24 protein-coding genes and 2 riboswitches are annotated in these 22662 nt (G+C 38.6%); of the genes, 6 read left to right on the top strand and 18 right to left on the bottom strand.

All coding sequences use genetic code 11. The features are described from left to right. Positions 1 to 420 precede the first annotated feature (420 nt). Both LKD20_RS07790 and LKD20_RS07795 read right to left on the bottom strand, forming a co-directional pair. Positions 421 to 1596 carry an MBL fold metallo-hydrolase gene (locus LKD20_RS07790; RefSeq protein ID WP_227721381.1) on the bottom strand — a complete coding sequence of 392 codons (1176 nt, stop codon included), beginning with the start codon at positions 1594 to 1596 and terminating at the stop codon, positions 421 to 423. A 2-nt stretch (positions 1597 to 1598) separates the two neighbouring features. Then, positions 1599 to 2675: a hypothetical protein gene (locus tag LKD20_RS07795; RefSeq protein WP_227721382.1), complete on the bottom strand. Its 1077-nt coding sequence runs from the start codon at positions 2673 to 2675 to the stop codon at positions 1599 to 1601. Between the two features lie 339 nt (positions 2676 to 3014). Here LKD20_RS07795 and LKD20_RS07800 point away from each other — a divergent pair, with 339 nt between their 5' ends. Together LKD20_RS07800 and LKD20_RS07805 are read left to right on the top strand one after the other, a co-directional pair. Beyond that, positions 3015 to 4244, top strand: a complete 1230-nt coding sequence (locus tag LKD20_RS07800; protein ID WP_005387804.1) for an LL-diaminopimelate aminotransferase — start codon at positions 3015 to 3017, stop codon at positions 4242 to 4244. 202 nt (positions 4245 to 4446) lie between these two features. Further along, positions 4447 to 5421, top strand: a complete 975-nt coding sequence (locus LKD20_RS07805) for a diaminopimelate dehydrogenase (RefSeq protein WP_227721383.1) — start codon at positions 4447 to 4449, stop codon at positions 5419 to 5421. A 194-nt stretch (positions 5422 to 5615) separates the two neighbouring features. On the opposite strand, the gene LKD20_RS09610 is transcribed toward LKD20_RS07805, so the two are convergent. Next, complete coding sequence (locus tag LKD20_RS09610) at positions 5616 to 5753, bottom strand: putative holin-like toxin (protein ID WP_222847350.1); 138 nt, start codon at positions 5751 to 5753, stop codon at positions 5616 to 5618. Between the two features lie 185 nt (positions 5754 to 5938). Between LKD20_RS09610 and ychF the strand changes: the two genes are divergently transcribed. Further along, on the top strand, positions 5939 to 7045 hold the full coding sequence (gene ychF / locus LKD20_RS07815) for a redox-regulated ATPase YchF (protein WP_008602886.1): 1107 nt from the start codon (positions 5939 to 5941) through the stop codon (positions 7043 to 7045). 79 nt (positions 7046 to 7124) lie between these two features. Here ychF and LKD20_RS07820 read toward each other — a convergent pair whose 3' ends face one another. The 6 genes from LKD20_RS07820 to LKD20_RS07845 form a co-directional block, all read right to left on the bottom strand. Continuing rightward, positions 7125 to 7361, bottom strand: a complete 237-nt coding sequence (locus LKD20_RS07820; protein WP_060923838.1) for a CsbD family protein — start codon at positions 7359 to 7361, stop codon at positions 7125 to 7127. A gap of 151 nt (positions 7362 to 7512) precedes the next feature. After that, positions 7513 to 8223 (bottom strand): NAD(P)H-dependent oxidoreductase, encoded by a 711-nt coding sequence (locus LKD20_RS07825; RefSeq protein ID WP_227721384.1) that lies wholly within the window; start codon positions 8221 to 8223, stop codon positions 7513 to 7515. Between the two features lie 111 nt (positions 8224 to 8334). Beyond that, positions 8335 to 8592: a putative Se/S carrier protein gene (locus LKD20_RS07830; protein ID WP_227721385.1), complete on the bottom strand. Its 258-nt coding sequence runs from the start codon at positions 8590 to 8592 to the stop codon at positions 8335 to 8337. A 124-nt stretch (positions 8593 to 8716) separates the two neighbouring features. Next, positions 8717 to 9316: a sulfurtransferase-like selenium metabolism protein YedF gene (yedF, locus tag LKD20_RS07835; protein ID WP_227721386.1), complete on the bottom strand. Its 600-nt coding sequence runs from the start codon at positions 9314 to 9316 to the stop codon at positions 8717 to 8719. Positions 9317 to 9463: 147 nt separating this feature from the next. After that, positions 9464 to 10495, bottom strand: a complete 1032-nt coding sequence (selD, locus tag LKD20_RS07840) for a selenide, water dikinase SelD (RefSeq protein WP_227721387.1) — start codon at positions 10493 to 10495, stop codon at positions 9464 to 9466. A 9-nt stretch (positions 10496 to 10504) separates the two neighbouring features. Then, positions 10505 to 10708, bottom strand: a complete 204-nt coding sequence (locus tag LKD20_RS07845) for a DUF951 domain-containing protein (RefSeq protein ID WP_004693828.1) — start codon at positions 10706 to 10708, stop codon at positions 10505 to 10507. Positions 10709 to 11310: 602 nt separating this feature from the next. Here LKD20_RS07845 and rbr point away from each other — a divergent pair. After that, on the top strand, positions 11311 to 11856 hold the full coding sequence (rbr, locus tag LKD20_RS07850; protein WP_227721388.1) for a rubrerythrin: 546 nt from the start codon (positions 11311 to 11313) through the stop codon (positions 11854 to 11856). Between the two features lie 159 nt (positions 11857 to 12015). Here rbr and thiM read toward each other — a convergent pair whose 3' ends face one another. From thiM to thiW, 3 genes are read right to left on the bottom strand one after another with little or no spacing between them, the layout of a single operon-like run. Continuing rightward, the gene (thiM, locus tag LKD20_RS07855) at positions 12016 to 13536 is read right to left on the bottom strand and encodes a hydroxyethylthiazole kinase (RefSeq protein ID WP_227721389.1); all 1521 of its coding nucleotides are present in this window, start codon (positions 13534 to 13536) and stop codon (positions 12016 to 12018) included. Between the two features lie 13 nt (positions 13537 to 13549). Continuing rightward, a complete protein-coding gene (gene thiD, locus LKD20_RS07860) occupies positions 13550 to 14383 on the bottom strand; it encodes a bifunctional hydroxymethylpyrimidine kinase/phosphomethylpyrimidine kinase (RefSeq protein WP_227721390.1) in 834 nt (277 codons plus the stop codon). Then, positions 14383 to 14862 (bottom strand): energy coupling factor transporter S component ThiW, encoded by a 480-nt coding sequence (gene thiW / locus LKD20_RS07865; RefSeq protein ID WP_119209090.1) that lies wholly within the window; start codon positions 14860 to 14862, stop codon positions 14383 to 14385. The genes thiD and thiW overlap by 1 nt, the downstream gene beginning before the upstream one ends. A 63-nt stretch (positions 14863 to 14925) precedes the next feature. After that, positions 14926 to 15020: riboswitch (TPP riboswitch) on the bottom strand. 81 nt (positions 15021 to 15101) lie between these two features. After that, a riboswitch (TPP riboswitch) is annotated at positions 15102 to 15207 on the top strand. Between the two features lie 52 nt (positions 15208 to 15259). Between thiW and cytX the strand changes: the two genes are divergently transcribed. Next, positions 15260 to 16453 (top strand): putative hydroxymethylpyrimidine transporter CytX, encoded by a 1194-nt coding sequence (gene cytX, locus LKD20_RS07870; protein WP_227721391.1) that lies wholly within the window; start codon positions 15260 to 15262, stop codon positions 16451 to 16453. 148 nt (positions 16454 to 16601) lie between these two features. On the opposite strand, the gene LKD20_RS07875 is transcribed toward cytX, so the two are convergent. The 3 genes from LKD20_RS07875 to modA form a co-directional block, all read right to left on the bottom strand. Next, on the bottom strand, positions 16602 to 17231 hold the full coding sequence (locus LKD20_RS07875; RefSeq protein ID WP_227721392.1) for an ATP-binding cassette domain-containing protein: 630 nt from the start codon (positions 17229 to 17231) through the stop codon (positions 16602 to 16604). Between the two features lie 8 nt (positions 17232 to 17239). Further along, positions 17240 to 17908, bottom strand: a complete 669-nt coding sequence (gene modB / locus LKD20_RS07880) for a molybdate ABC transporter permease subunit (RefSeq protein WP_227721393.1) — start codon at positions 17906 to 17908, stop codon at positions 17240 to 17242. A 178-nt stretch (positions 17909 to 18086) separates the two neighbouring features. Next, positions 18087 to 18875, bottom strand: a complete 789-nt coding sequence (gene modA, locus LKD20_RS07885) for a molybdate ABC transporter substrate-binding protein (RefSeq protein WP_227721394.1) — start codon at positions 18873 to 18875, stop codon at positions 18087 to 18089. A gap of 285 nt (positions 18876 to 19160) precedes the next feature. On the opposite strand from modA, the gene LKD20_RS07890 reads away from it, so the two are divergent. After that, the gene (locus tag LKD20_RS07890; protein ID WP_005387771.1) at positions 19161 to 20150 is read left to right on the top strand and encodes an AEC family transporter; all 990 of its coding nucleotides are present in this window, start codon (positions 19161 to 19163) and stop codon (positions 20148 to 20150) included. 146 nt (positions 20151 to 20296) lie between these two features. Here the strand turns inward: LKD20_RS07890 and LKD20_RS07895 are convergent, their stop codons facing one another. The 3 genes from LKD20_RS07895 to LKD20_RS07905 form a co-directional block, all read right to left on the bottom strand. Continuing rightward, positions 20297 to 20587 carry an ArsR/SmtB family transcription factor gene (locus LKD20_RS07895; RefSeq protein WP_227721395.1) on the bottom strand — a complete coding sequence of 97 codons (291 nt, stop codon included), beginning with the start codon at positions 20585 to 20587 and terminating at the stop codon, positions 20297 to 20299. Positions 20588 to 20768: 181 nt separating this feature from the next. Further along, entirely contained in the window at positions 20769 to 21215 is a 447-nt protein-coding gene (locus LKD20_RS07900; RefSeq protein ID WP_060923852.1) for a universal stress protein, read from the bottom strand. A gap of 169 nt (positions 21216 to 21384) precedes the next feature. After that, positions 21385 to 22656, bottom strand: a complete 1272-nt coding sequence (locus tag LKD20_RS07905; protein WP_227721396.1) for a hypothetical protein — start codon at positions 22654 to 22656, stop codon at positions 21385 to 21387. Positions 22657 to 22662: the final 6 nt, after the last annotated feature.

Below are 22662 nucleotides of genomic sequence, written 5' to 3' on the forward strand. Positions count from 1 at the left end.
TAGATTATATCAAAAACAAAGTTAATCCTATATAGTTTTGATATTTTTCAATAAAAAAGCGTAGTAAAATACTACGCAAAAATTGGTATATAACCAAATGTCAATTCTATTTTTCCTAAAATTACATTGATATACTAATGCTAAGAGTCATCACGTGAGTTAGGCTCATCACCGAAAGGTGGTGATACTATGAGCAAATTCGAAAAGTACTACTTAATTCTTTTTGTAATTTCCATAGCAATATCACTCTTTGCACTATTCAAATAGTATAAAGACAAAAGCCTAACGCAACAGAGTATTCAAAATACTCGCACGCTAGGCAATCATAAGAAAACATTTATAAGATGAGTCTAACGCAACCACACGTTGATGGCTCTCTTTTTATTTATTATACAACATAAATGGAATTTCTTAAAGGAATTATATGATAAATGGCTCTTTATCATTAACGACATAAATATTTCTATTAGGTAGTATTCTCCTTAGTTTTTCAGGGGTATCAGTATGAACCGGAATAACAATATCAGAATCAACCATTTCTATGAACTGAACTAAATCGTCCTTTGAGACATGACCACTGGCATGACATATATAAGATGGATATGTATCTAACAATTCTTTCAATGCTAAATTCTCCTCAATATATCCTGTCCACATAGAATATATAATACGTACATCATCTTTAGGGAACTCTTTAATTTTAGAAATAAAATTTTCTGTCCCTCTTACTAAAGATACAAATCCATGATCCATATAGTATTTAGGATATGTCCCTTTATCAATAACTAATGGGCTATCATGTCTACGATACAAAGAACTTTCATAATATACATTATTAATCACAGTATCTAATATTCTTTTCTGATAAGCATCACAAATGAGTACTTTATCAGTTGGCATATTCTGCCAAATCCCCATAATACGGTCAATATTCGTAGAGGAACTCATAATAAAAACATATTTCCCATCTTGGATATATGAAGAAATATCGTCTAACACTGTGGCTTCAGATATACAATCATCTGCGTCTCTAGACAATGAGGTGCCCTCTGTAATTAATACATCAACCTCACCTATATAGGTGTTAACTAATTTGTCTAATACGTGATGGCGCAACCCATGCATCCGGAAATCACCTGTATATAAGACACGTTTACCTTCTGCTTCAATGACAAACATATAACTATCAGCAGCACTATGGTCGATAACAAGAGGTCTAATATGTATATTTCCAATAGTAAAAGCTTCGCCTCCACGAAATGTATTTGCACCTAATAATCTTAAGTATAAGTTTTTATCTTGATATTCAGCAGCTATCATAGCCACTTCTTTACTTAATTCTCCCATATAGAATGGGATTTCTGGAAGTACAGAGGTTAGTTGTCCTAAGTGATCCATATGATAATGAGAGATTATAATACCATCACAATCTGCTATCCCTTTTGTAACGCCGTCTATATCCAGATTTATAGGTGTATACTTTTCATCTAAACTTAATTCATTACCAAAATCCAGCATAATGCGAGTAGTTGCTGTACTAATTTCTATGGCACTACCACCAATTTGATGAGTACCACGATGGATAATTATATTCATACTTAACCTTTACGAGAAATAGTTAGCAATGTTTCTGCTCGATATAATCGATCAAATTTTCTAGACCAACCTTTTATATTTGTTGGATAAGAAGATTTACTATCTGTATCAGCACGTAATACAACAAATCGAATTTGTTTCAACTTAGGCTCTTGTTCTAAGATTCTGTCACACAAAGTTCGTAAAGAATTACGTTTATCGGAATTAAGTAAATCTTGACACTCTTTATGCTGCTGGCTTTCAACTGTTTTAGACGGATAATTTGCTTTCTTTGTTTTATCTGCTTTATCTTTATTCGGCAAATCTATCCGTAGCATTAAATTTAAGTTTTCTCCGCCATCGTCTTTAGCCCGAGACTTCTCATCAAATAAAATTACTAATTCAGCGTTCTTAGTATGTTTATAATCCTTTAATGCTCTCAATTCAGTTATACCGTTATGATCTTGAGCAGATTCTATCTGATTCAAATCAAATAATTTGTAATATGTATACGCCTCTAAAACACATCGCAGTAAAGTTTCATCGCTCCCAGATGGACGATATTTCAATTCAATTATTGAATAACATTTATCTTTGGAGTTATAACCTAAAAGATCTATTTTGCCATACGAATCACTTAAACTTGCTTTCAGCGGTGTTTGATAATCAAAAATATAACCTAAATCCTTAACGTCACGTTGATAGAATAATAGTTTTGCTAAGATTTCTTCTTTTCGATTACTGCTCTGCAACTTATTTATATCCACACTTTCAGAATGATTATGACCTGTATCAAAATGTTTAGGTCTTAAAGGTTCTAATTCGAGCCATGTTTTAATGTAACCTTTTGATACAAGTGTATCTGCAATAACTTCGCTATATCGAGTATTATTGACTTTTGATTTACCTGTTACATGCCCTTTGTAGTTAATAATAGGTGCTTTATAAAAGTTTGCCGCAAATTTTTGCACCTCTGTAAGCTTTACGTTCTTGTCTTTAGAGCCTTGTTTAACACTAAATATTGTTTCAAAGTCTTTTAATTTATCGCTCCTACTAATTTCTTTGCAAATATTGTTATAAAACTGCTTACAATCAGACATCTCTATTCTCCCTTATCAATAATTTCCCCAATATTAAGAATAACTAGCTTATATGTGATATCCGTTAGATTTATACTATAAATTAATTATATCAGCAAGAATTTTATGAGTAAATGATGAAACGCCCACCTCAAATCAATAATAACTAAAGTTAATGTAAATTTATTATGCTTTTACTATACTATTCACTACGAGTAATAAATTCCCCATATTATAATCTTTTATATTAAAAGTACTTATACTGTTTAGATTAAAGAAAAATTCTATAGAAAATCCTTGCGTCATTATTCTATATAATTTACTATATATAGAGAAATCTGATTATAAAAAGGAGTCATCATGGCTAATATTAATGAAAACTATTTAAACCTACAAGGTTCTTATTTATTTGCTAATATCGCTAAAAAGGTTGCAGATTATCAAGCAGCGCATCCAGATGCAGACATCATTCGTCTTGGTATCGGTGATGTTACATTACCACTTGTTCCAGCAATTATCGATGCTATGAGCAAAGCAGTTCAAGAAATGGGTAAAGCTGAAACATTCCGCGGTTATGGCCCTGAACAAGGTTATGACTTCTTACGTCAAGCTATTGTTGATGGCGACTACAAACCATTAGGTGTAGACATTGCGATTGACGAAGTATTCGTTTCCGATGGTGCAAAATCTGATGTTGGTAACATCCAAGAATTATTCAGCGAAGATAACATCATCGCTATTACTGATCCAGTGTACCCAGTATACTTAGACTCTAACGTTATGGGCGGTCGTACTGGCGAAGCAGTAGATGGTATCTTCCAAAAGGTTGTATACCTCCCTACTTACGCAGAAAACAACTTCTCTCCAGAATTCCCTTCTGAACGTGTAGATATCGTATATCTTTGCTCCCCTAACAATCCAACTGGTACTGTTTTGAGCCGTGCTCGTTTAGCAGAATGGATCAAATGGTGTAAAGATAATGATGCAATTTTGATGTTCGACTCTGCTTATGAAGCTTTCATCAGCACAGAAGACACTGTAAAATCCATCTACGAAATCGAAGGCGCTCGTGAAGTAGCTATCGAGTTCCGTTCCTTCTCCAAAACTGCAGGTTTCACTGGTACTCGTTGTGCTTACGCAGTTGTACCTAAAGAAGTGACTGGTAAAACTAAATCCGGCGAACGCCAAGCACTAAACCCTATGTGGAACCGTCGCCAATGCACTAAATTCAATGGTGTTCCTTACATCATCCAACGCGGTGCTGAAGCAGTATACACAAAAGAAGGCCGCGAACAAACTCGCGCTAACATTGCATACTACAAAGAAAACGCTCGTATTATCAAAGAAGGTCTTGAATCTATCGGCCTTACTGTATACGGCGGCGTTGACGCTCCATACATTTGGCTAAAAACTCCTGGTAATATGACTAGCTGGGAATTATTCGACATCTTGCTCGAACAAGTTCAAATCGTATCTACACCAGGCTCTGGCTTTGGTCCTCACGGCGAAGGCTACCTTCGTTTAACAGCTTTCGGTAGCCGTGAAAATACAATTCGCGCCGTTGAAAGAATTAAAACATTAAAATTCTAATAGGATTATTGCCATACGGTTTACCCGATATAGCACCAATCACTATAGAGACCAAAAGACCGATTGCCCTCTATAATCAGAGGTCAATCGGTCTTTTATATCTCTCATCAATTAATTCTATAGAAAAATATCAAATACCCTACTTTTATGCTATAATAAAAATGTTAATAATTAAATTTCTCAATTTATATAGGAGGCTAATATGAGCAAAATTCGTATTGGTATCGTTGGCTACGGCAACTTAGGTCGTGGCGTTGAAGCATCCGTAAAATTACAACCTGATATGGAGCTTGTTGGTGTATTCTCTCGCCGTAAAGGTTTAGAAACAGTTTCTGGTGTTCCTACATATACTATGGAAGATCTACCAAACTTCAAAGGTAAAATCGATGTTATGGTTCTTTGCGGTGGTTCTGCAACAGACCTTATCGAACAAACTCCAATGGTAACTAAATACTTTAACTGTATTGATTCCTTCGATACACATGCACGTATTCCTGAACATTTCGCAAATGTAGACAAAGTAGCTAAGGAAGCTAAAACTGCTACATTGATTTCTTGCGGTTGGGACCCAGGCATGTTCTCTTTACAACGTGTATATGCTGAAAGCATCTTACCTCAAGGCAAATCTTACACATTCTGGGGCCGTGGCGTTTCTCAAGGTCACTCCGATGCTATTCGTCGTATCGATGGTGTTCTTGACGCTCGTCAATACACTGTACCTAAAGAACAATACCTTGAAGCAATCCGCAATGGTGAAACTCCAGACGTTGATGGCTACAAAGGTCACCTTCGTGAGTGCTATGTAGTGGCTGCTCCTGATGCGGACAAAGCTAAAATTGAAAACGAAATCAAAACTATGGAAAACTACTTCGTAGGTTATGAAACTGTAGTAAACTTCATTTCTCAAGAAGAACTTGATCGCGACCATAAAGGGATTCCACATGGTGGCTTCGTTCTTCGCTCTGGTGAAAGCACTGACGGCACACGTCATGTTGTTGAGTATTCCTTAAAACTTGACTCCAACCCTGAATTCACTGGCTCTGCACTTGTTGCTTATGCACGTGGTATCTACCGCCTTTCTAAACACGGCGGCACAGGTTGCTACACAGTATTCGACATTCCACCAGCTTGGATTTCCACTCATTCTGCTGAAGAATTACGAGCTCACTCTCTATAAGACACAAAATAAAATCCCACACTAGTGTGTGGGATTTTATCTACTTCTATGGTATACTACTTAGAAGAAGTGAGGCGTAGATGTTTTCCGGCGTCAGCTCTCACATCTCTTACTAGTTTGAAAATGTGGCCTGACGACAAAAGGGTCCTTTTCAAAGCCCTGCTACATAAAAGCTAACCTGAGTTAGAAGTCAATTATCTTGCTGCTATGATAATGGTAGCAACTAACATACCAAAAGCTATCATTAAAGATAAAACTTCGTAGGTCTTCATGCTATCACCGCCAATCCTCGAGAAATTGGCAAGACCTGACACATCTAGAGGCCTCGACATCAATATATAATTTGTCGATTTCTATGTAAAGGGATTTAGTGACACTACTAGTCACCAATGTGACTAATGGTGTCACTTTTTTAGTACAAATTTATAGCATCTATATGATATAATATTTATTTGATAGAGTTTCTACGGAAGCTTTCACAAAGAACGAAATCAATTAGTTAATAAAAGGTGGTACCATGAGCACAAATTTAGAAGTAGGCATCGTAGGCCTTCCAAATGTTGGTAAAAGTACATTATTCAACGCCATTACTAAAGCGGGCGCTGAAGCTGCCAACTATCCATTCTGTACAATTGAGCCAAACGTAGGTGTCGTTGATGTTCCAGATAATCGTTTAGCGGTATTGGCTGAAATGTTTGGTTCTAAACGCATCCTTCCTGCTGCTATGCGCTTCGTAGATATTGCAGGCCTTGTAGAAGGTGCGTCCAAAGGCGAAGGTTTAGGTAATAAATTCCTTAGCCACATCCGCCAAGTAGATGCGATTGCACAAGTTATCCGTTGTTTCGATGACCCTAACATCACTCACGTTTCTGGCTCTATCGATCCAATTCGTGATATCGAAATCATCAACACTGAGCTCTGCCTTGCAGACCTTGAATCCGTGGAAAAACGTAAACAACGTATTGAAAAAATCGCTAAATCTGGTGACAAAGATGCGCGTGCTGAGTTACCATTACTAGAACGCATCATCGAAGGTCTAGGTGAAGCAAAACCAGTTCGTGCACAAGGTCTCGAAGAAGAAGAATTAGAAATGATCAAAGAGTTGACATTGCTTACAGCAAAACCATCTCTTTATGTAGCTAACATTTCTGAAGATGAAGTATCTGATTACTCTTCCAATGAATATGTAAAACGTGTTGAGGAATATGCGAAAAACGAAGGCGCTGGCATCGTTGTTGTTTCTGCTCGCATCGAATCTGAAATTGCTGAATTATCTGAAGAAGAATCTGCTGCATTCCTTGAAGATCTTGGCCTTGAAGAATCTGGCTTAACTAAACTTATCAAAGCAAGTTATGCACTCTTAGGTCTTATCAACTATTTCACTGCTGGTGAAATGGAAGCTCGTGCTTGGACAATTGTAAATGGCACAAAAGCGCCTCAAGCAGCTGGTAAAATTCACTCCGATATCGAAAAAGGCTTTATCCGTGCTGAAATCGTATCCTTCGATGACTTACAAGCTTGCGGTAGCCAAAATGCGGCTAAAGAAAAAGGCCTTGTACGCCTTGAAGGTAAAGACTACGTTATGAAAGACGGCGACGTTACACACTTCCGCTTCAACGTATAACACAAATTAATAACAAAAAACCAGTAAATCGATCGATTTACTGGTTTTTTTAATGCTACAAAATAGCTTTTATTTAATTTTATTTATCATCATTGCCCAATGCATTTTTAAGTCCACTAATAGCACCTTCTACAGCATCTTTAGCATCATCTGCAGTCTTTTTGATATCATTAACAACACTATCAGCAGCATCTTTTACTTTTGCTACTGTATTCTCAACAGCGCCTTCTGCTTGCATTTGTTTGTCATCAGTTAATTTACCTGCATTTTCTTTTACTGCACCTTTAACTTGATCTAATTTATCTTCTAATGCCATAATTGTGACTCCTTCCTATTTAATCAAAATATTCATAAATCCCATCAAAAATACAGTATTTATGAATACTTTAGAACTGTTGTATATTTATAATATAGCATTCAATTCTAAAGGTTAAATGAAGAATTTCGATTTAGTTCTCATATATGATCTACTCAACTACTGTTACAATTTCATCCATTGTACGACGTGTTTTATTACGATGTGGTTCTTCGTCTCGGTAACCAAAGGCAGCCATTACAGCAATGCCAAAGTGTTTAGTATCGAACAGGCCAAGTTCATCACCTAAGAGTGCGGTCATGTCATCTTGATTGAAGCCTTCTAATGGACAAGAATCTAAGCCTTCATACGCCGCCATAGTCATCATATTCGCCATAACGATATACGCTTGTTTAGAGGCCCAATCAAAGGCAGCCCGTTCAGACTCAAATGTTTTATAGTCACTTGTAGTAAATTGAGCATATTTCTCACGGTATGCTGCATCTACTTCTGCAGGTAATTGCTTAACTGTTTCTTGAATATAACGTACATAAGAGGAGTCAAACTCTAAGTCCACTTTTTTACGCGCCAAGAAAACTACTACATGACTAGCTTCAAGGCCTGCTAAAATCCCCCAACCATGAGCTTTCATTTTTTCCCGAATTTCTGGATTTTGAATCACCAACAATTGGTAAGCCTCAAAGCCAAGAGATGTAGGAGACAAACGTGCCGCATTAAGAATAGCATTCCAGTCTTCTTCAGAAATCTTCTTCGTGCTATCAAACTTTTTACATGCATAGCGATAGGTCATAGCATATTCTAAATCGTTACGATCCAATTTAGGGGCTGTTAATTTTACATTTTCTATTTCATACTTGCTCATATATACCTCCATAATGATAAAAAATATCATATATCTATGGTACCATAGTTAGCCGTTAAATTATATAAGAATCAAAATTTAATAAAAAACAAGAAAAAGCCTAGACGATGTCTAGGCTTTATATGGTACAGCCAGTTCACCTTTTTCATACCAAAAGAGGCCCGATGTACTGATCTTATGTTCTTTTAAAATAGTCTGAACCTGCTCTACAATACTTGGATCTATTTGTACAGATAACCCGCACATATCATACAGTTCTGGAGGTGTAGCCATCAATTGATGAGACACCTCTAATTCTGTTAATATCTTGTCTGCTTTATCACCAAAATAATAGGATGTAAAAACGACAAGTAATTTTTTATTTTCCAATGCCTCACCTCCTAACACAATCGATACGATTAGATTTCGTTCACCTAAACTATTAATGCTCGAAATAAAAAATCTAATCTAAGCCAATAACTCTAAATCAATATATCAAAATAAGCTGCTAACATTATAGCTTAACAATATTGTCACCAAGGATAGCATCTGTAATGGCATACATGTTCGTAATACTACCGACGCCAACGTTTTCTTTCACACCATAGAAATCGAGGCAAATCCCACAGGCTGCAATTTCAACACCTGCATCAGCTAACTTTTTAATATTTTCCAAATGAACAGAATCATTAGTTACCATCTTAACACTGCTATTAATGAAATAGATCTTAGATGGTTTCACATCTGCTTCTACCATACATACCCAGAAGGTTTTCATCAAGTTTCGACCGAGCTCTTCGCTACCTTCACCAAGATAATCCTTTGTCATCAAGATGACGCGGTTTCCATAGTTCATCGGTTCGCAATTCGCTTCTGTCACGGGATTCGCATTTGGCGTCATGGTGAGATAGAAATCCTTACCATCTTGGCGAATAGCCACACCATAACCACGAGACTTACCAAATTTTTCTACATTATCACGACTAACCTCATTATCTACAATAGTAGTAATGACAGCGCTTGGATTCGCATCGCTTACCTTCTTAGTTTCAATTACAGGTTTTGGACACAAGCTACCACGTACGTCTACAGTTAATTCATTTGTATTACTCATCATACACCTCTAAATTATATACATTATAAATCTTGTAAAAGTATCAACTAACAGCTAACAGCTAACAGCTAACAGCTAACAGCTAACAGCTAACAATAGTTTAATTCTATATCTATGCCAATAGTAGCGAAATTATTATTTATGATTTTATTCTGTGACGCGTACGGCCAGACCGCTGAAACTTTCAACAGCACCAATAATAGCAGCACAGTCGATGCCAGCCGCATGTAACGCCTCAACTAGTTGATCACCTTCACTGGCAGGAACAGAGAATAGTAAACCACCAGAGGTTTGTGGATCAAACAGAATATCCATCCATACTGGATCCAAAGTTTCATCAACTTGTACATCAGTTATGGCCTTGCGATTACCATACGATGCAGCAGGTACCAAGCCCATTTGAGCTGCTTCGATGACATCATCAAAGAGTGGAATGTCATATGCTTTAATATGAATGGTCACATCGGAAGCACTCGCCATTTCTACAGAATGCCCCATAAGGCTAAAGCCAGTTACATCCGTACATGCATGAACGGTAAAGTTATGTGCTACCTCTGCGCCTACACGATTTAATGTACTCATACTATTGACAGCTTGCTCGGTACCTACGGGGAACAAATCGCCTTTTAGAGCATTATTCATAATGCCTGTACCAATTCGCTTAGTTAATACTAGTACATCTCCTACTTGAGCGCCTTTATTTTTCCAAATTCGATTTGGATGCACTTGTCCTGTCACAGACATACCAAAGATAGGTTCTTTATTTTCAATGCTGTGGCCACCAACGATAGCCGCACCAGATTCAGCTACAATGGATCCTGCCCCATTTAATACATCTGTTAATACACCTTGTTCAACAAGAGGCACCGGGAACCCCACAATGTTCATAGCCGTTAACGGTATTCCGCCCATAGCATACACATCACTCAACGCATTAGCCGCAGCAATCTTCCCAAATAAAACAGGATCATTAACCATAGGCGTAAAGAAATCCAATGTTTGTACTAATGCTAATGTATCTGAAAGTTTATATACGCCTGCGTCATCAGCACCCGTCATATCTGCTAATACATGTTCATTAGTAACAGGAGTCACCGCTTTTAATACGCGATTTAATATATGAGGCCCAATCTTACATGCACAGCCCCCACTTGTTACGTAATCAGTGAGTCGTACCATACGTCCCCCTTATTCATTCTCTGGCAATCTAGACACGATTTTCTTAACTGCCTTTTCAAATTTTGGGCGCGGCATCAACAGTTGATGACCACAGCCATTACATACAATGAGGAAATCTGTGCCAATCCGTTTGACTTCCCATTCATCACTGCCGCAAGGATGTGACTTTTTCATCTTTACCACATCGCCTACGTAATATCTAACAAATGCCATAGCGCCTCCTTTTACAACGTTCAGTATTTATATACTTATTATACAAGAAATACAGAGTTCTATAAATATATCATAATTCTATAGTTATATAGTCATTTTATGGGTAGTTATTAGTACATTTAACGAAAAGGTTATCAATATCTAATCAATAATGATTTTTCATTTAGTTATCATTCTCAATATCAAAATCGGCTATTTTTACAAATCCTATACTATTCAGTCTTTAAGAAACCGCATTTTTACTACATTGATAATATTTATCATTTAGAAAATTTTCGAAATAAATTTTACAAAAACACTTGCATTTCTCATTTAGTATGTTACAATATAGTCAACAATGATTATTCGTTAAGTATACGGATAGCACATTGTATATAAAACTGTTAAGACGGCAAGTGCCGAAAAACACAAATCAGTAAGTACTATTTTAAAAGTTAGGCAAGTGTCTATTTAATCTAAGAATAAGTTTTCTTACTAAGGCGAAGTCGCCCACGAAAATTGTAGAATAAGTATTCTATTATTTGCATTCACAACCAAGTGGTTATGAATATATAGTTAAGTAACAAATTTGAAATTTATCGTAAGTACAAAGGAGTATTAAAATGGCAGAATTAAAAGGTTCTAACACTGAAAAAAATCTTCAAGCAGCATTCGCTGGCGAATCCCAAGCATTCCAAAAATATACTTTCTACGCAGCAGCAGCTCGTAAAGCTGGCATGAACGAAATCGCTGATTATTTCGAAGAAACAGCTCACAACGAATCTGCACATGCTAAATTGTGGTTCAAAGCTCTTCATGGTGGCGATGTATCTTCCGATATCGAAGCTAACCTTCGTGATGCAGCAGCTGGTGAAAACTACGAACACACTACAATGTACAAAGAATTCGCTGACGAAGCTGAAAAAGAAGGCTTTGCTAAAATCGCTTACCAAATGCGCGAAGTTGGTAAAATCGAAGCTCGTCATGAAGCTCGTTACCTTGCATTAGCAGCTCAAGTATCTGGTAACAAAGTATTCCGCAACGACGAACCAGTTGCTTGGATTTGTGCTAACTGCGGTTACATACATGTTGGTGAAGAAGCTCCAAAACTTTGCCCAGTATGTGCTCACCCACAAGCTTTCTTCCACCGTTTCGTGGAATCCATCTAATCTGTAAGTACGACACTAACTAAACTAACAACCTGTAAGTACAGATTTATATTAAACATACCTGTAAGTACAATATATTCTTACAGTAAGTACTAACAACTTCCTTAACAAAAAAGACGATGACTTAAGTCATCGTCTTTTTTTGTGTTCTATTTGCTATTAAGGTTGTGCTCTATCTACTAAATGCTTAAACTGTTGGGCTGCTTCATAAGGATTATCTGCATGGGCTATAGCAGATATGATGGCAACACCACAGGCTCCTGCTTCTAGTATAGGTTTTGCATTATCTAAGGTAATGCCCCCTATACCAACACATGGTAGTGTTAAGCCTTCTGCTTGAAGTTCACTAATTCGATTTGGTCCGCATGGTTCTTGTGCATCAGGTTTACTACTTGTGGCGTACATAGGACCTACACCTACACAATCAGCGTAGACTACAACCGTCTTATGTAATTCCTCTATAGAGTGAATAGAGATACCAACGGCCTTATGGCCTACAAGATTACGTACCTCTTCAAGGCGCATATCCTCCTGCCCTACATGAACGCCATCGGCATTAACTGCCACTGCTAGGTCTACATCATCATTGATAATATAGAGTACATTGTACTTCGCACAGATTTGTTGTAATTGTTGAGCTAATTCTAATTTCTGTTGTCCTTCTAAGGTGCCCATGCCCTTTTCTCTGAATTGGAAACAGGTCACACCACCTCGACAAGCCTCTTCTACGACACTTAGCAAGCGATTTTCATTAAGACCTACATCTTGAGTGCCACCAATAAAATATACTTGTAATTGATCTGGCACAACTACAGGACGTATACGGTTTTCAGCCATAAGCACCGCATCATCTAGTGTATATAAAGCATCCATAAATGCCGTACTAAAGCTACCAGGTTTTACACCGCTCACCTGTACTGCACTTTCACCGGCCAAGCCATAGTAAGCCAATGCATAAGCGAGAAATTCACCGATAGATACGCTATCTTTACATGGATAATAGGCACTAAAGAAGGCTGCTAGTACGGCGCCTAATAAACAGCCTGTGCCTGTCACAGCTGTCATGACAGAGTGTCCATGTGGTACTGCAAATACCCGAATTCCATCGGAAATATAATCCTCTTCTCCCGTTGTTACTACCGGGCAGTTAATAAGGCGTGCTAGACGATAGGCAATAACAGCACTATCCTCAACTTGCGCCCCATCTACACCTTTGCCGGTAGTAGAATTATTAGCCGTATCATCGGGACTTAAAGCATCATAAATAGCTTTGATTTCACTTTGGTTACCTCGTAATAAAGAGATATTACCAGTCTTAATTAAATCTAAGACTACCGACAATCGGTAAGCTCCCGCATGACACCCTACTGGATCTAGTACAACTGGCACCTCATGTGTCTTCGCTAGTTTTATGGCTTCTTTATAGTAACTAACCTTATCTGGCGTAAGCGTTCCAATATTGATGAGTAAAGCCGATGCATGAACGATGAGGTCTTTTAAATCTTCACTGCATTCGCTCATCACAGGCGATGCACCAATGGCTAGTAAACCATTGGCCGTAAAGGTACGTACCACATCATTAGTAATGCAAATAACAAGAGGATTTCTCTGACGCAAGGTCTCTAATATATTTAGTTCAGGCCAAGTTCGGCCTTTCATATAAGGGTTTTCATAGGTCATACAAATATCTCCTCTAGTTATCTTTTAATAGCTCATCCATCGTTTCAGGTCCATTCGCCAATAAACCATAGGCCATATGATTAACAGGGCCACAGCCGTGTCCTAGCGCTGGATTGTGCTTAATAGCAAGAGCGATATAATTCTTCGCAATACCAATGGCATCCATTACGTCACGCCCTTTAGCGAGCTCCGCCGTAATAACGGCAGAGAAGGTACAGCCCGTACCATGCGTGTGCACCGTATCGTATTTAGGGCTCGTCCACGTGCGTACACTACCATCTTTGGTGAAAGCATAATCTGTTGCATCTTCGCCGATGTGACCACCCTTAATGATTACCACTTTAGGGCCTAAGTCCTGTAAGATACGATTAGCCGCTGTTGTTATATCGCTTTCACAATTAATAGCCATGTCAGCTAAAACCTCAGCCTCACTGCGATTAGGGGTGATAACCGTAGCGGTAGGAATGAGTTTAGATTTTAAGAAATTCACAGCCTCATCTGCTACAAGTCGGTCACCGCTGGTGGCAATCATAACAGGATCCATTACGTACGGAATATCCTTGCTCACATAAGGATAAATGAGGTCCATCATTTCCGGTAAAGCAATCATGCCCGTCTTAACAGCTTGAGGAGGAATGTCAGAATACACATCGTGTAACTGTTTCTCTATGCTTTCTAAGGATAGATGTTCTACGTGGTGAACGCCCGTTGTATTTTGGGCTACTACAGAGGTAACAATAGCCATACCGTATACATTTCGGCTTTGGAAGGATTTCAAATCAGCCATAATGCCAGCACCACCGCTCGGGTCAGTACCAGCAATTGTTAGTGCAGTATGTAGTTTCATTATGCCTCCTTGTGTAATAGATGACGACGAGATAAGATTTGTAATACTACGAAGCCTATGCAAGCACCTGCCACAGAGCTCATGGAGAAGGATGTAATCAAGGTCAATAACGCCAACGGTTTCCCTAATAGGAAGTTAGCAATGGGATAGCTCACAAGAGCACCAATGAGACCTGTACCGATGATCTCACCTAGAGCTGCTGCCCAGATGGCATTGTATTTCTTATATAAATACGCAGATAGCCAAGCGCCAATCATGCTACCAGGAAAGGCCAATGGAGAGCCTAGTGCTAATACATTACGTAAACAAGATGTACTAAAAGCAGCGCCTACGGAAAATCTCGGCCCAACTATAACGGCTAAGATCACATTAATCATATGTTGAAACGGAAAAATACGAGCCGGCCCAACGGGAATAGATGTTGTGGATAACACGACACCTAAGGCTACACATATGCTAGCAATAATCAGTTTTTTCATAATACCTCCAAATATATAAAAACGAGACCACTCCAAATGGAATGGTCTCGTAATAGTTTAGTATTATGTTTCACTCCACTTCCCTACGCCAGTATTATCCGGATCAGGTCTAGGGTTTTGAATGGTCAATCTCAGCAAAAGCACCCCTAGTGGCAATATATTTTTATACTCTAGTTATAACATTATTATACAATCCATGCAACAAAAGAATTGACGGTTCACTTATAGACGCCTATAATAAAGCCATAACGGGGTGCTCACACGAGTGGGCTGAGAGTAAGCTAATGCTTTAACCCATAACCTGATTTGGATAATGCCAACGTAGGGAACATAGAGGATTAATAGCCGAGTTCCTGTGAACTCGGCTTTTTCTATGACTTCCTGGCTAGGAGGACGTATGAAAGACACACACATTACACAACCACAGTTCGCCATGATATGGTTTGGTGCCGCGCTATCCATAGCGGAGATTATGACGGGAACCTATCTGGCCCCCTTAGGGCTCACCCAAGGTTTATATGCCATCATACTGGGGCATATCATCGGCGGTATATTGCTCTTTGGAGCTGGCCTCATTGGTGGACGCTTGCGACAAGGCAGTATGAATACTACCGCTTTCAGCTTTGGCCGACTAGGGGCTAAAGGCTTTGCCTTTTTAAATATGCTACAACTCATTGGATGGACTAGCATCATGATCTACGATGCGATGCTCGCCTTACAAGAGCTAGCACCCCTATCGCCTATGATTTGGACCACAGCCATCGGAGCTCTCGTTATTCTATGGCTTTTCATCGGCCTCCACAATACAGGCTATATTCAAGCCATCGTATCTGTTCTATTGCTAGGTCTCACCCTCTACATGGGCGCTCACATGATAGCTCAATGGCCTAGTGAAAGTAGCCTTATAGCTAGTGGAAATATGAGTTTTATAGCAGCTCTTGAACTATCTATTGCTATGCCATTATCTTGGTTGCCTCTCATCAGCGATTATACTCGTGAAAGTAAAAATCCTTTCTCCGCATCACTAACAAGTGCTGCAGTTTACACAGTAACAAGTATTGTTATGTATACCTTAGGTCTTAGCGCCGCTATCTTTGGCGGTGGCGACTCCATCATTACCATCATGATGAACGCAGGCCTCGGCCTTGCAGGACTTATCGTTATTATCTTCTCTACCGTTACTACAACCTTTATGGACGCTTACTCTGCAGGCGTATCTAGTACGACGATCTATAGCGGAGCCTCCAGTAAAGGCGTAGCCGTTATCGTAACTATCGTCGGCACCATTGCGGCTATCCTATATCCAATGGATGATATTACAGACTTCCTATACCTCATTGGATCTGTATTTGCTCCAATGATTGCCATCCTATTAGCTGATTATTTTATCAATCATCAACAAGTACAAACACTATCGGCTTATCTAGTAAGAGGTCTCATTTGGGCTGTATCCGTTGGCTTATACCACTATATGTTACATAGTGAAAGCACTATCGGTGCTACACTACCATCCTTTGCTATGGCATTTATCGTTACCGCTATTGTGGGATTTATAAGTAAAACAGCGCATGCATCAACAGAAATTAAGTAACATTAGCAAATAACATCTATTATAAACGTACTAATTCAATACTAAAGATAAGGCTAAATACACTGCTATCAACTATCTAAAAAGAAAACACCTTCACAATCCACTAGTAGGATTATGAAGGTGTTTTTTATTATCTTAAATTTTACAGTTATTCAGATATCGTAATGAGCCCGTTTTCACAGGTCCAATGTCTATCCCCTACAGCTTCTACTTCGCTTTCATCATGTGTCACCCATACGCAAGGTACATCCCATTCTCGAATGATGGAAACGAGGTCTTCACGCACTTGTTTTCGTAAGTTCCAATCAAGTGCAGATAAAGGCTCATCAAGGAGCAGAATAGTCGGTTTTGAGTAGAGCGCACGGCCTAGTGCAACCCGCTGTTGCTCACCACCAGATAAGCTACCAGCCTTGGTATTACGATATTTCTCCAAACCCAAACGTTGTAACAATGTATCACACATGTCAGGGGTGCCTCGTTTGCTATAGGTAATATTATGTTCTACAGACAAATGAGGAAATACAATATTGCCTTGCGGCATATAGCCTACTTGCCGTTTTTGAGCAGGCACCCATATCTTTTTACCTCGATCAACCCACGTCGTATCATCATATTGAATACTACCAGTGGTTGGTTTTACGAGCCCTGCAATACATTTGATAAAGGTACTTTTACCACTACCAGATTGACCAGTCAGAACAGTAATTCCAGAAGGAAGCACCCCATCAGCTTTCACAGTCACAGAAGGTCTAGCTACAGTAAAGGAAAATGTAATCATAGAACCTCCTAGTTATTCTCTGTATGGCGGAACAAGGACCCCTTCGTAATGAGGTGAATGCCGCTCAACAATGCCAATGTAAGTACACAAATATATACAACAAGCTCAAAGGCATCCATGTACTGCCCTGCCTCTACGTAGGAGTAAATAGCTAACGGCATAGTACGGGTTACCTTCGGAATATTACCAGCGATTAAGATGGTAGCACCAAATTCCCCCATGGCACGGCAGAACGCCAAGATGCTACCTGTTAAAATACCTTTCCACGCAAGAGGCACAGATATGGTAAAGAATATACGCAATTCTGAAGCGCCCAATGTACGCGCTACATCCTCCATATTATGATCGACGGACTGCAAGGCAGAGCGCACTGTTTGATAAAATAGGGGGAATGCAATGACTGAAGATGCAACGACTGCACCAGAAGCGGCAAAAACTACACTCATACCGTGAGCTTCGAGCCACGCACCAAAAGCATATCCTGGAGTAAATACCATGAGAAGAGCAAAGCCCACAACTACAGGTGGCAACACAAGAGGCAACGTAATTAGAGCATCTAAAATAGCCATACCGCCCCACTTACAGCGGTTCATCCAATAACAAGCGCCTAAGCCTATAACAATAACGATGATAAGAGCAATGCTCGCCACCCACAGAGATAGCCAAAATGGACTCATAGTACGCCCCCTTTCTATCAATAAGACTAAAATCAGTAATAATAAAAATACATCTAGTTTTAAAATGATTTACTTATTTGCATCATATAGCATGTAAAAATGTATGTCTAACATATTCATAATAATATCTATATTGTATCATAAGAAAACGCTAGCCCTGAAAGCTAGCGTTTTACCCTTATTTAGAAGTGGAGAAACCGTATTTCTCTAATACTTTTTGGCCTTCTGGACTCATTACGTATTGGTAAAAGTCTTTTGCCAATGCGTTGTCGTATTTTTTAATGATACCAATTGGATAGATAACTGGATCATGAGAATCAGCAGGTGTTACTGCAGAAATTTGAACTGCATCGCCTGCCGCAATAGCATCAGTTTTGTAGATGAAGCCTGCATCACCAGCACCTTGGCTAACGGAAGCCGTTACAGCTTTTACGTCTTTAGCATATACTACATTTGGTTCAACTTGTTCCCAAACACCTAATTTTGTTAATACTTGTTTACCATAATTACCAGCTGGCACTGTTTCAGGATTACCTAAAACGATACGTTTAACAGAAGCAATTTGATTTAATTCAATTTTAGGTTGGCCTTTTGGAACTACAAGAACTAATTCATTAGTTACAAATGGTTTAACATCTGTTACAAGGTCTTTGTCTTGCAACATTTTCATATTCTTTTCGTCAGCAGAGATGAATAAGCTAGCTGGTGCGCCTTGTTCAATTTGTTGGCGCAATGTGCCAGAACCAGCAAAGTTAATAGCAATTTGGTCGTCTGATAAGTTATGACTCTTTTTGTAGGACTCTGCCAATTCAGTAAGAGCACCTTTCAAGCTCGCTGCCGCTTGTACAGTAATCTTTTCAGATGTGCTTGGTTTAGCAGAATCTGCTGCTTTGTTTGTGTCACTACCACACCCCACTAACAAGGCCAGCATGAAAACGCTCATTAATACTAATAGAATTCGTTTCATAATTCCTCCTGTGCATCCCTTTGGACTCCACACTGTGAAAGCTATGGTTACTCACCGTAGAGACACGTTCAAAGAACAAACTAAATATACAATATATTCACATTATACTATATATTTGTTAATTAATATGTATGTAAAAACTCACATTTTGCATATATATTTCTGATGAATACCATAAGAAATCATAATGGATAAAACTTTTAAGCCCCGAACAATACATACTATGGTATGATAATACTATACATTAAATCCATACTAAATTAATAAGAAACTCTAGGTGAGATAATGAATATATTCGAGCTAATAGGACATATATTTATGAACTCTATGATTCCTATTTTTATACTGATAGGCGTAGGGTTTATATTGGATAGAAAATTTAAACTAGATTTATATACGCTGAGTAAACTAAACTTCTACATATTATTGCCTACCTTTGTATTTAGGGCTATGTATGAAGCTAAATTTACATCAGGTACGTTAGAAATCGTATTTTGTGCACTAGTTGTACTCATACTGAACTCTATCCTTTCAGGTGTAGTCGGCAAAATACAAGGTTATGATGTAGCAAAAATCGCCACATTAAAGAACTGCGTTATGTTCAACAACGTTGGCAATATGGGCATCGCCCTTGCCATCTTTGTATTTACTAATGTGCCTTACGTCATCGATGGCGCAACCCCCTATGCTGATTTAGGTCTTGTCAGCGTCGTATCTATTATGATTATACAGACCATTACGAGTAATACCTATGGCTTCTACCAAGCTGGCGCTGGGCGATTAAGCACAAAAGATGCGTTAAGCGTAGTCTTCCATATGCCTATGGTATATGCTATACCGCTTGCATTACTTTGCCAGCTCTTACCATTTGATTTACACGGTCTATTCTTCTTTGCCCCTCTTAAAATCTTTGCTAATGCCTTTGTAGGCGTTGCTATGATCGCTTTAGGGGTGCAGATTAACAGAACGCCATTAAACTTCTTTAAGGCGGATGTTATGCTCGCTACATCCTTACGTCTCGTCGTAAGTCCTCTCATTGCTGCAGTTATTACTATATTATTTATAATGTTCTATGGTCCTATGCACCCGATTGCAGCGCAAACGATTGTCATCACCTATAGCGTACCAACAGCCATCAATATGGCCCTTATTGCTATCGAGATGAAAAACAATCCAGAATACGCTACGCAAATTGTAATGGGTACAACCATACTATCAGCAGTAACTATGCCACTATTTATTACGATAGCCTATTACCTCTTCCCTTTATATTAATACTAGTATACCTATACAAAAAGGAGCCGTATAAACGGCTCCTTTTCTTATATTTTTATAGTATAAATCGTTAGAGGTTATATATCATATATGTTTTGTACATTCCTAGTTAAACTAGACAAGTAGTATATAGTAAGAATATATAACTATTGATGAGATACGTGTTCCATACCCATTCTTACGAGACCTTCTACGTGATCATCGTTTAGAGAGTAGTATGCAGTTTTCCCATCCTTGCGATAGGTCACAAGACGGGCTTGACGCAATACACGTAATTGATGAGAGATAGCAGATTGTCCCATCCCCATTGTTTCCGCAATGTGATTTACACACATTTCGTTTTCTAATAATAATTCTACTATTTTAAGGCGTGTAGGGTCACCCAGGATTTTAAACAGTTCTGCTAGCTTTAGCAATGATTCTTGTTTGTCGCTCATATAGTCCCCCATTTTATAAACCATTATCTATGTTTATTTATTGTTCTCATGTAACTTAATTTCGTTCTTATTTGTAAACCTAAATGGCATACATACAAATATTATATCATTTTTACGCTATAAAAAAGAGACTTTGTTACAACAAAGTCTCTTTTTGTATCATATCTGTACAGGATATGAATTATTTAATGATCAATACAGGGCAAGTGGAGTGACTAGTTACATAGCTACTTACGCTACCCATGAATAAGCCTTTCAATGGGCCAAGGCCACGGCTACCCATTACGATAAGGTCAGCATTATATTTTTTAGCTACTGCTAATAATGCAGGACCAGGGGAACCAACTTCGAATACGCTTTTAACTTTTACGCCTGTAGGAATTTCTTTTACTACATCGTTAAGAATTTCTTTACCAGTTTCTTCCATATCTTCTGCAATTTGTTCAGATACGTAACCACCGGAAATTGGTGTTTGATCGAAATTGGAAATAGCAGACACGATATTTGCAACGTGAACAATAATCAATTCAGCATGGTTGCGGTCCGCTACAGCGAGAGCATGTTCCAACGCACGTTTAGCATTTTCAGAACCATCAGTAGGTACGACAATAGTTTTGTAGGTAACCATAATAACCCCTCCTATTTCTAATCCCTCAAAGGGGATATGATCAAAGATCGTTTAGCCTATAGTATTATATTCTAGACCATCAAGGAAAACTCCTCTTTTTCTAGAGGATTTCTTTTATTATAGCACAAATTATACAGATTTATACAAATAAAAGAATATTATGTGTATATTATAAAACTTGTGATGATTGGTTAGTATTCAATGTAGTAGTCAATTTGAATCCATCCAGCACATCGATGAGCTCCGGTGTGCTAAGGCTAGTTCCTGCTGGGCCAATCATACGAGCCACGGCTACATTGCCTTCATTACCTAAGATAATAGTAGCGGCAAAGGATACTGGTGCAGCTGCAGATGTATCAGCCGTATTAGGATTCTTCATATGACCTGCCAAGTAGAACATTACATTACCATCGATAATATGTGTTTCATAACGAGTAATGGTTGCCTTATTCACCTCAACCAATTGTTTAAGGTAATAATCACCTAGCATTTGTTTGCCCATCATTGTAGGCATGCCTGTGCTAACCGCTTGTACGGGGATTGTAAAGGATTCAATATCAAGGCGCACATTATGCTTAGCGAAAGCAATTTTACCCTTTTCATTTAGACGGGTAAAACCTTTTGGATAGGCAAATTTAATACCTTCAGCTACGCTGATATCACTTGTGCCAGAGATAAACTGCTTAACACCTTTGATTGTACTAGAACCAGACTTATTTAGTAATTCAAAGGATGGAATTGTATGTTCCATCAAGCCTTGTTCCATAAATTCCCCTTGAATAGGAGCATAGGTGCTCGCCAAATTGTAGCGATGCGTTGGATCCTTATCCATGATGAATTCCGCTTCAAATACAGATTGAACAGGCTCTGTAGATGTCATTTCAGCATACGATTTTGGTGTTGTCTTATCCCAACGTGCTGATATAGCCCCTTTCTTGTTAAAGAAGCCCCCAACGATATCGTTATTTTCAAAGACATTACTATGCTGACGCCAGATGCTCAAGTACTCTTCATCAGACATGCCCTTGATTGGCACACCATACCAAGTCGTATTCCATTCCTTTTGAGATACCCCGTCTTGCGGTGTATTATTGCGTTTTGTGAAAGACACAGTATAGGAATCATCTTGTGTTGGACCTGCTAGGTTGAAAGAATAGCCTTGAATATGCTCACTTTCACTACGCACATCCATATCTAGCTTAACACCATCGGCTACACGCCATGGAATCGTAAAGGTATAGCCATTTTTATAGTCCTTAACTACTGTGTTCATCGTAGTCGCATACGATTTATACTGATCTGGCAAAATAGAGGCAGAGTCTTTTTGGGAATCTACGATTGCCATCGGAGTTCCAGGTGTGCCTTGCAAGCCTTCTGCCATAATAGAGGTCGTGCTCATAGCCATGACAGCTAACGTAGCAGCAATAAAACGTAACTTCATAAGACC

The organism is Veillonella fallax, from assembly GCF_020687175.1.
Lineage (GTDB): Bacteria > Bacillota > Negativicutes > Veillonellales > Veillonellaceae > Veillonella > Veillonella fallax.

Coding starts and splice junctions, on each gene's coding strand:
- thiM (WP_227721389.1), bottom strand. CDS start 13,536: ATGACCTATGAAAACCCTTATATGAAAGGCCGAACTTGGCCTGAACTA.
- LKD20_RS07895 (WP_227721395.1), bottom strand. CDS start 20,587: ATGAGCGACAAACAAGAATCATTGCTAAAGCTAGCAGAACTGTTTAAA.
- modB (WP_227721393.1), bottom strand. CDS start 17,908: ATGAGTCCATTTTGGCTATCTCTGTGGGTGGCGAGCATTGCTCTTATC.
- rbr (WP_227721388.1), top strand. CDS start 11,311: ATGGCAGAATTAAAAGGTTCTAACACTGAAAAAAATCTTCAAGCAGCA.
- LKD20_RS07790 (WP_227721381.1), bottom strand. CDS start 1,596: ATGAATATAATTATCCATCGTGGTACTCATCAAATTGGTGGTAGTGCC.
- modA (WP_227721394.1), bottom strand. CDS start 18,875: ATGAAACGAATTCTATTAGTATTAATGAGCGTTTTCATGCTGGCCTTG.
- thiD (WP_227721390.1), bottom strand. CDS start 14,383: ATGAAACTACATACTGCACTAACAATTGCTGGTACTGACCCGAGCGGT.
- selD (WP_227721387.1), bottom strand. CDS start 10,495: ATGGTACGACTCACTGATTACGTAACAAGTGGGGGCTGTGCATGTAAG.
- LKD20_RS07800 (WP_005387804.1), top strand. CDS start 3,015: ATGGCTAATATTAATGAAAACTATTTAAACCTACAAGGTTCTTATTTA.
- LKD20_RS07805 (WP_227721383.1), top strand. CDS start 4,447: ATGAGCAAAATTCGTATTGGTATCGTTGGCTACGGCAACTTAGGTCGT.
- LKD20_RS07890 (WP_005387771.1), top strand. CDS start 19,161: ATGAATATATTCGAGCTAATAGGACATATATTTATGAACTCTATGATT.
- LKD20_RS07905 (WP_227721396.1), bottom strand. CDS start 22,656: ATGAAGTTACGTTTTATTGCTGCTACGTTAGCTGTCATGGCTATGAGC.
- LKD20_RS07900 (WP_060923852.1), bottom strand. CDS start 21,215: ATGGTTACCTACAAAACTATTGTCGTACCTACTGATGGTTCTGAAAAT.
- cytX (WP_227721391.1), top strand. CDS start 15,260: ATGAAAGACACACACATTACACAACCACAGTTCGCCATGATATGGTTT.
- LKD20_RS07795 (WP_227721382.1), bottom strand. CDS start 2,675: ATGTCTGATTGTAAGCAGTTTTATAACAATATTTGCAAAGAAATTAGT.
- LKD20_RS07820 (WP_060923838.1), bottom strand. CDS start 7,361: ATGGCATTAGAAGATAAATTAGATCAAGTTAAAGGTGCAGTAAAAGAA.
- ychF (WP_008602886.1), top strand. CDS start 5,939: ATGAGCACAAATTTAGAAGTAGGCATCGTAGGCCTTCCAAATGTTGGT.
- yedF (WP_227721386.1), bottom strand. CDS start 9,316: ATGAGTAATACAAATGAATTAACTGTAGACGTACGTGGTAGCTTGTGT.
- LKD20_RS07845 (WP_004693828.1), bottom strand. CDS start 10,708: ATGGCATTTGTTAGATATTACGTAGGCGATGTGGTAAAGATGAAAAAG.
- LKD20_RS09610 (WP_222847350.1), bottom strand. CDS start 5,753: ATGTCGAGGCCTCTAGATGTGTCAGGTCTTGCCAATTTCTCGAGGATT.
- LKD20_RS07825 (WP_227721384.1), bottom strand. CDS start 8,223: ATGAGCAAGTATGAAATAGAAAATGTAAAATTAACAGCCCCTAAATTG.
- LKD20_RS07875 (WP_227721392.1), bottom strand. CDS start 17,231: ATGATTACATTTTCCTTTACTGTAGCTAGACCTTCTGTGACTGTGAAA.
- thiW (WP_119209090.1), bottom strand. CDS start 14,862: ATGAAAAAACTGATTATTGCTAGCATATGTGTAGCCTTAGGTGTCGTG.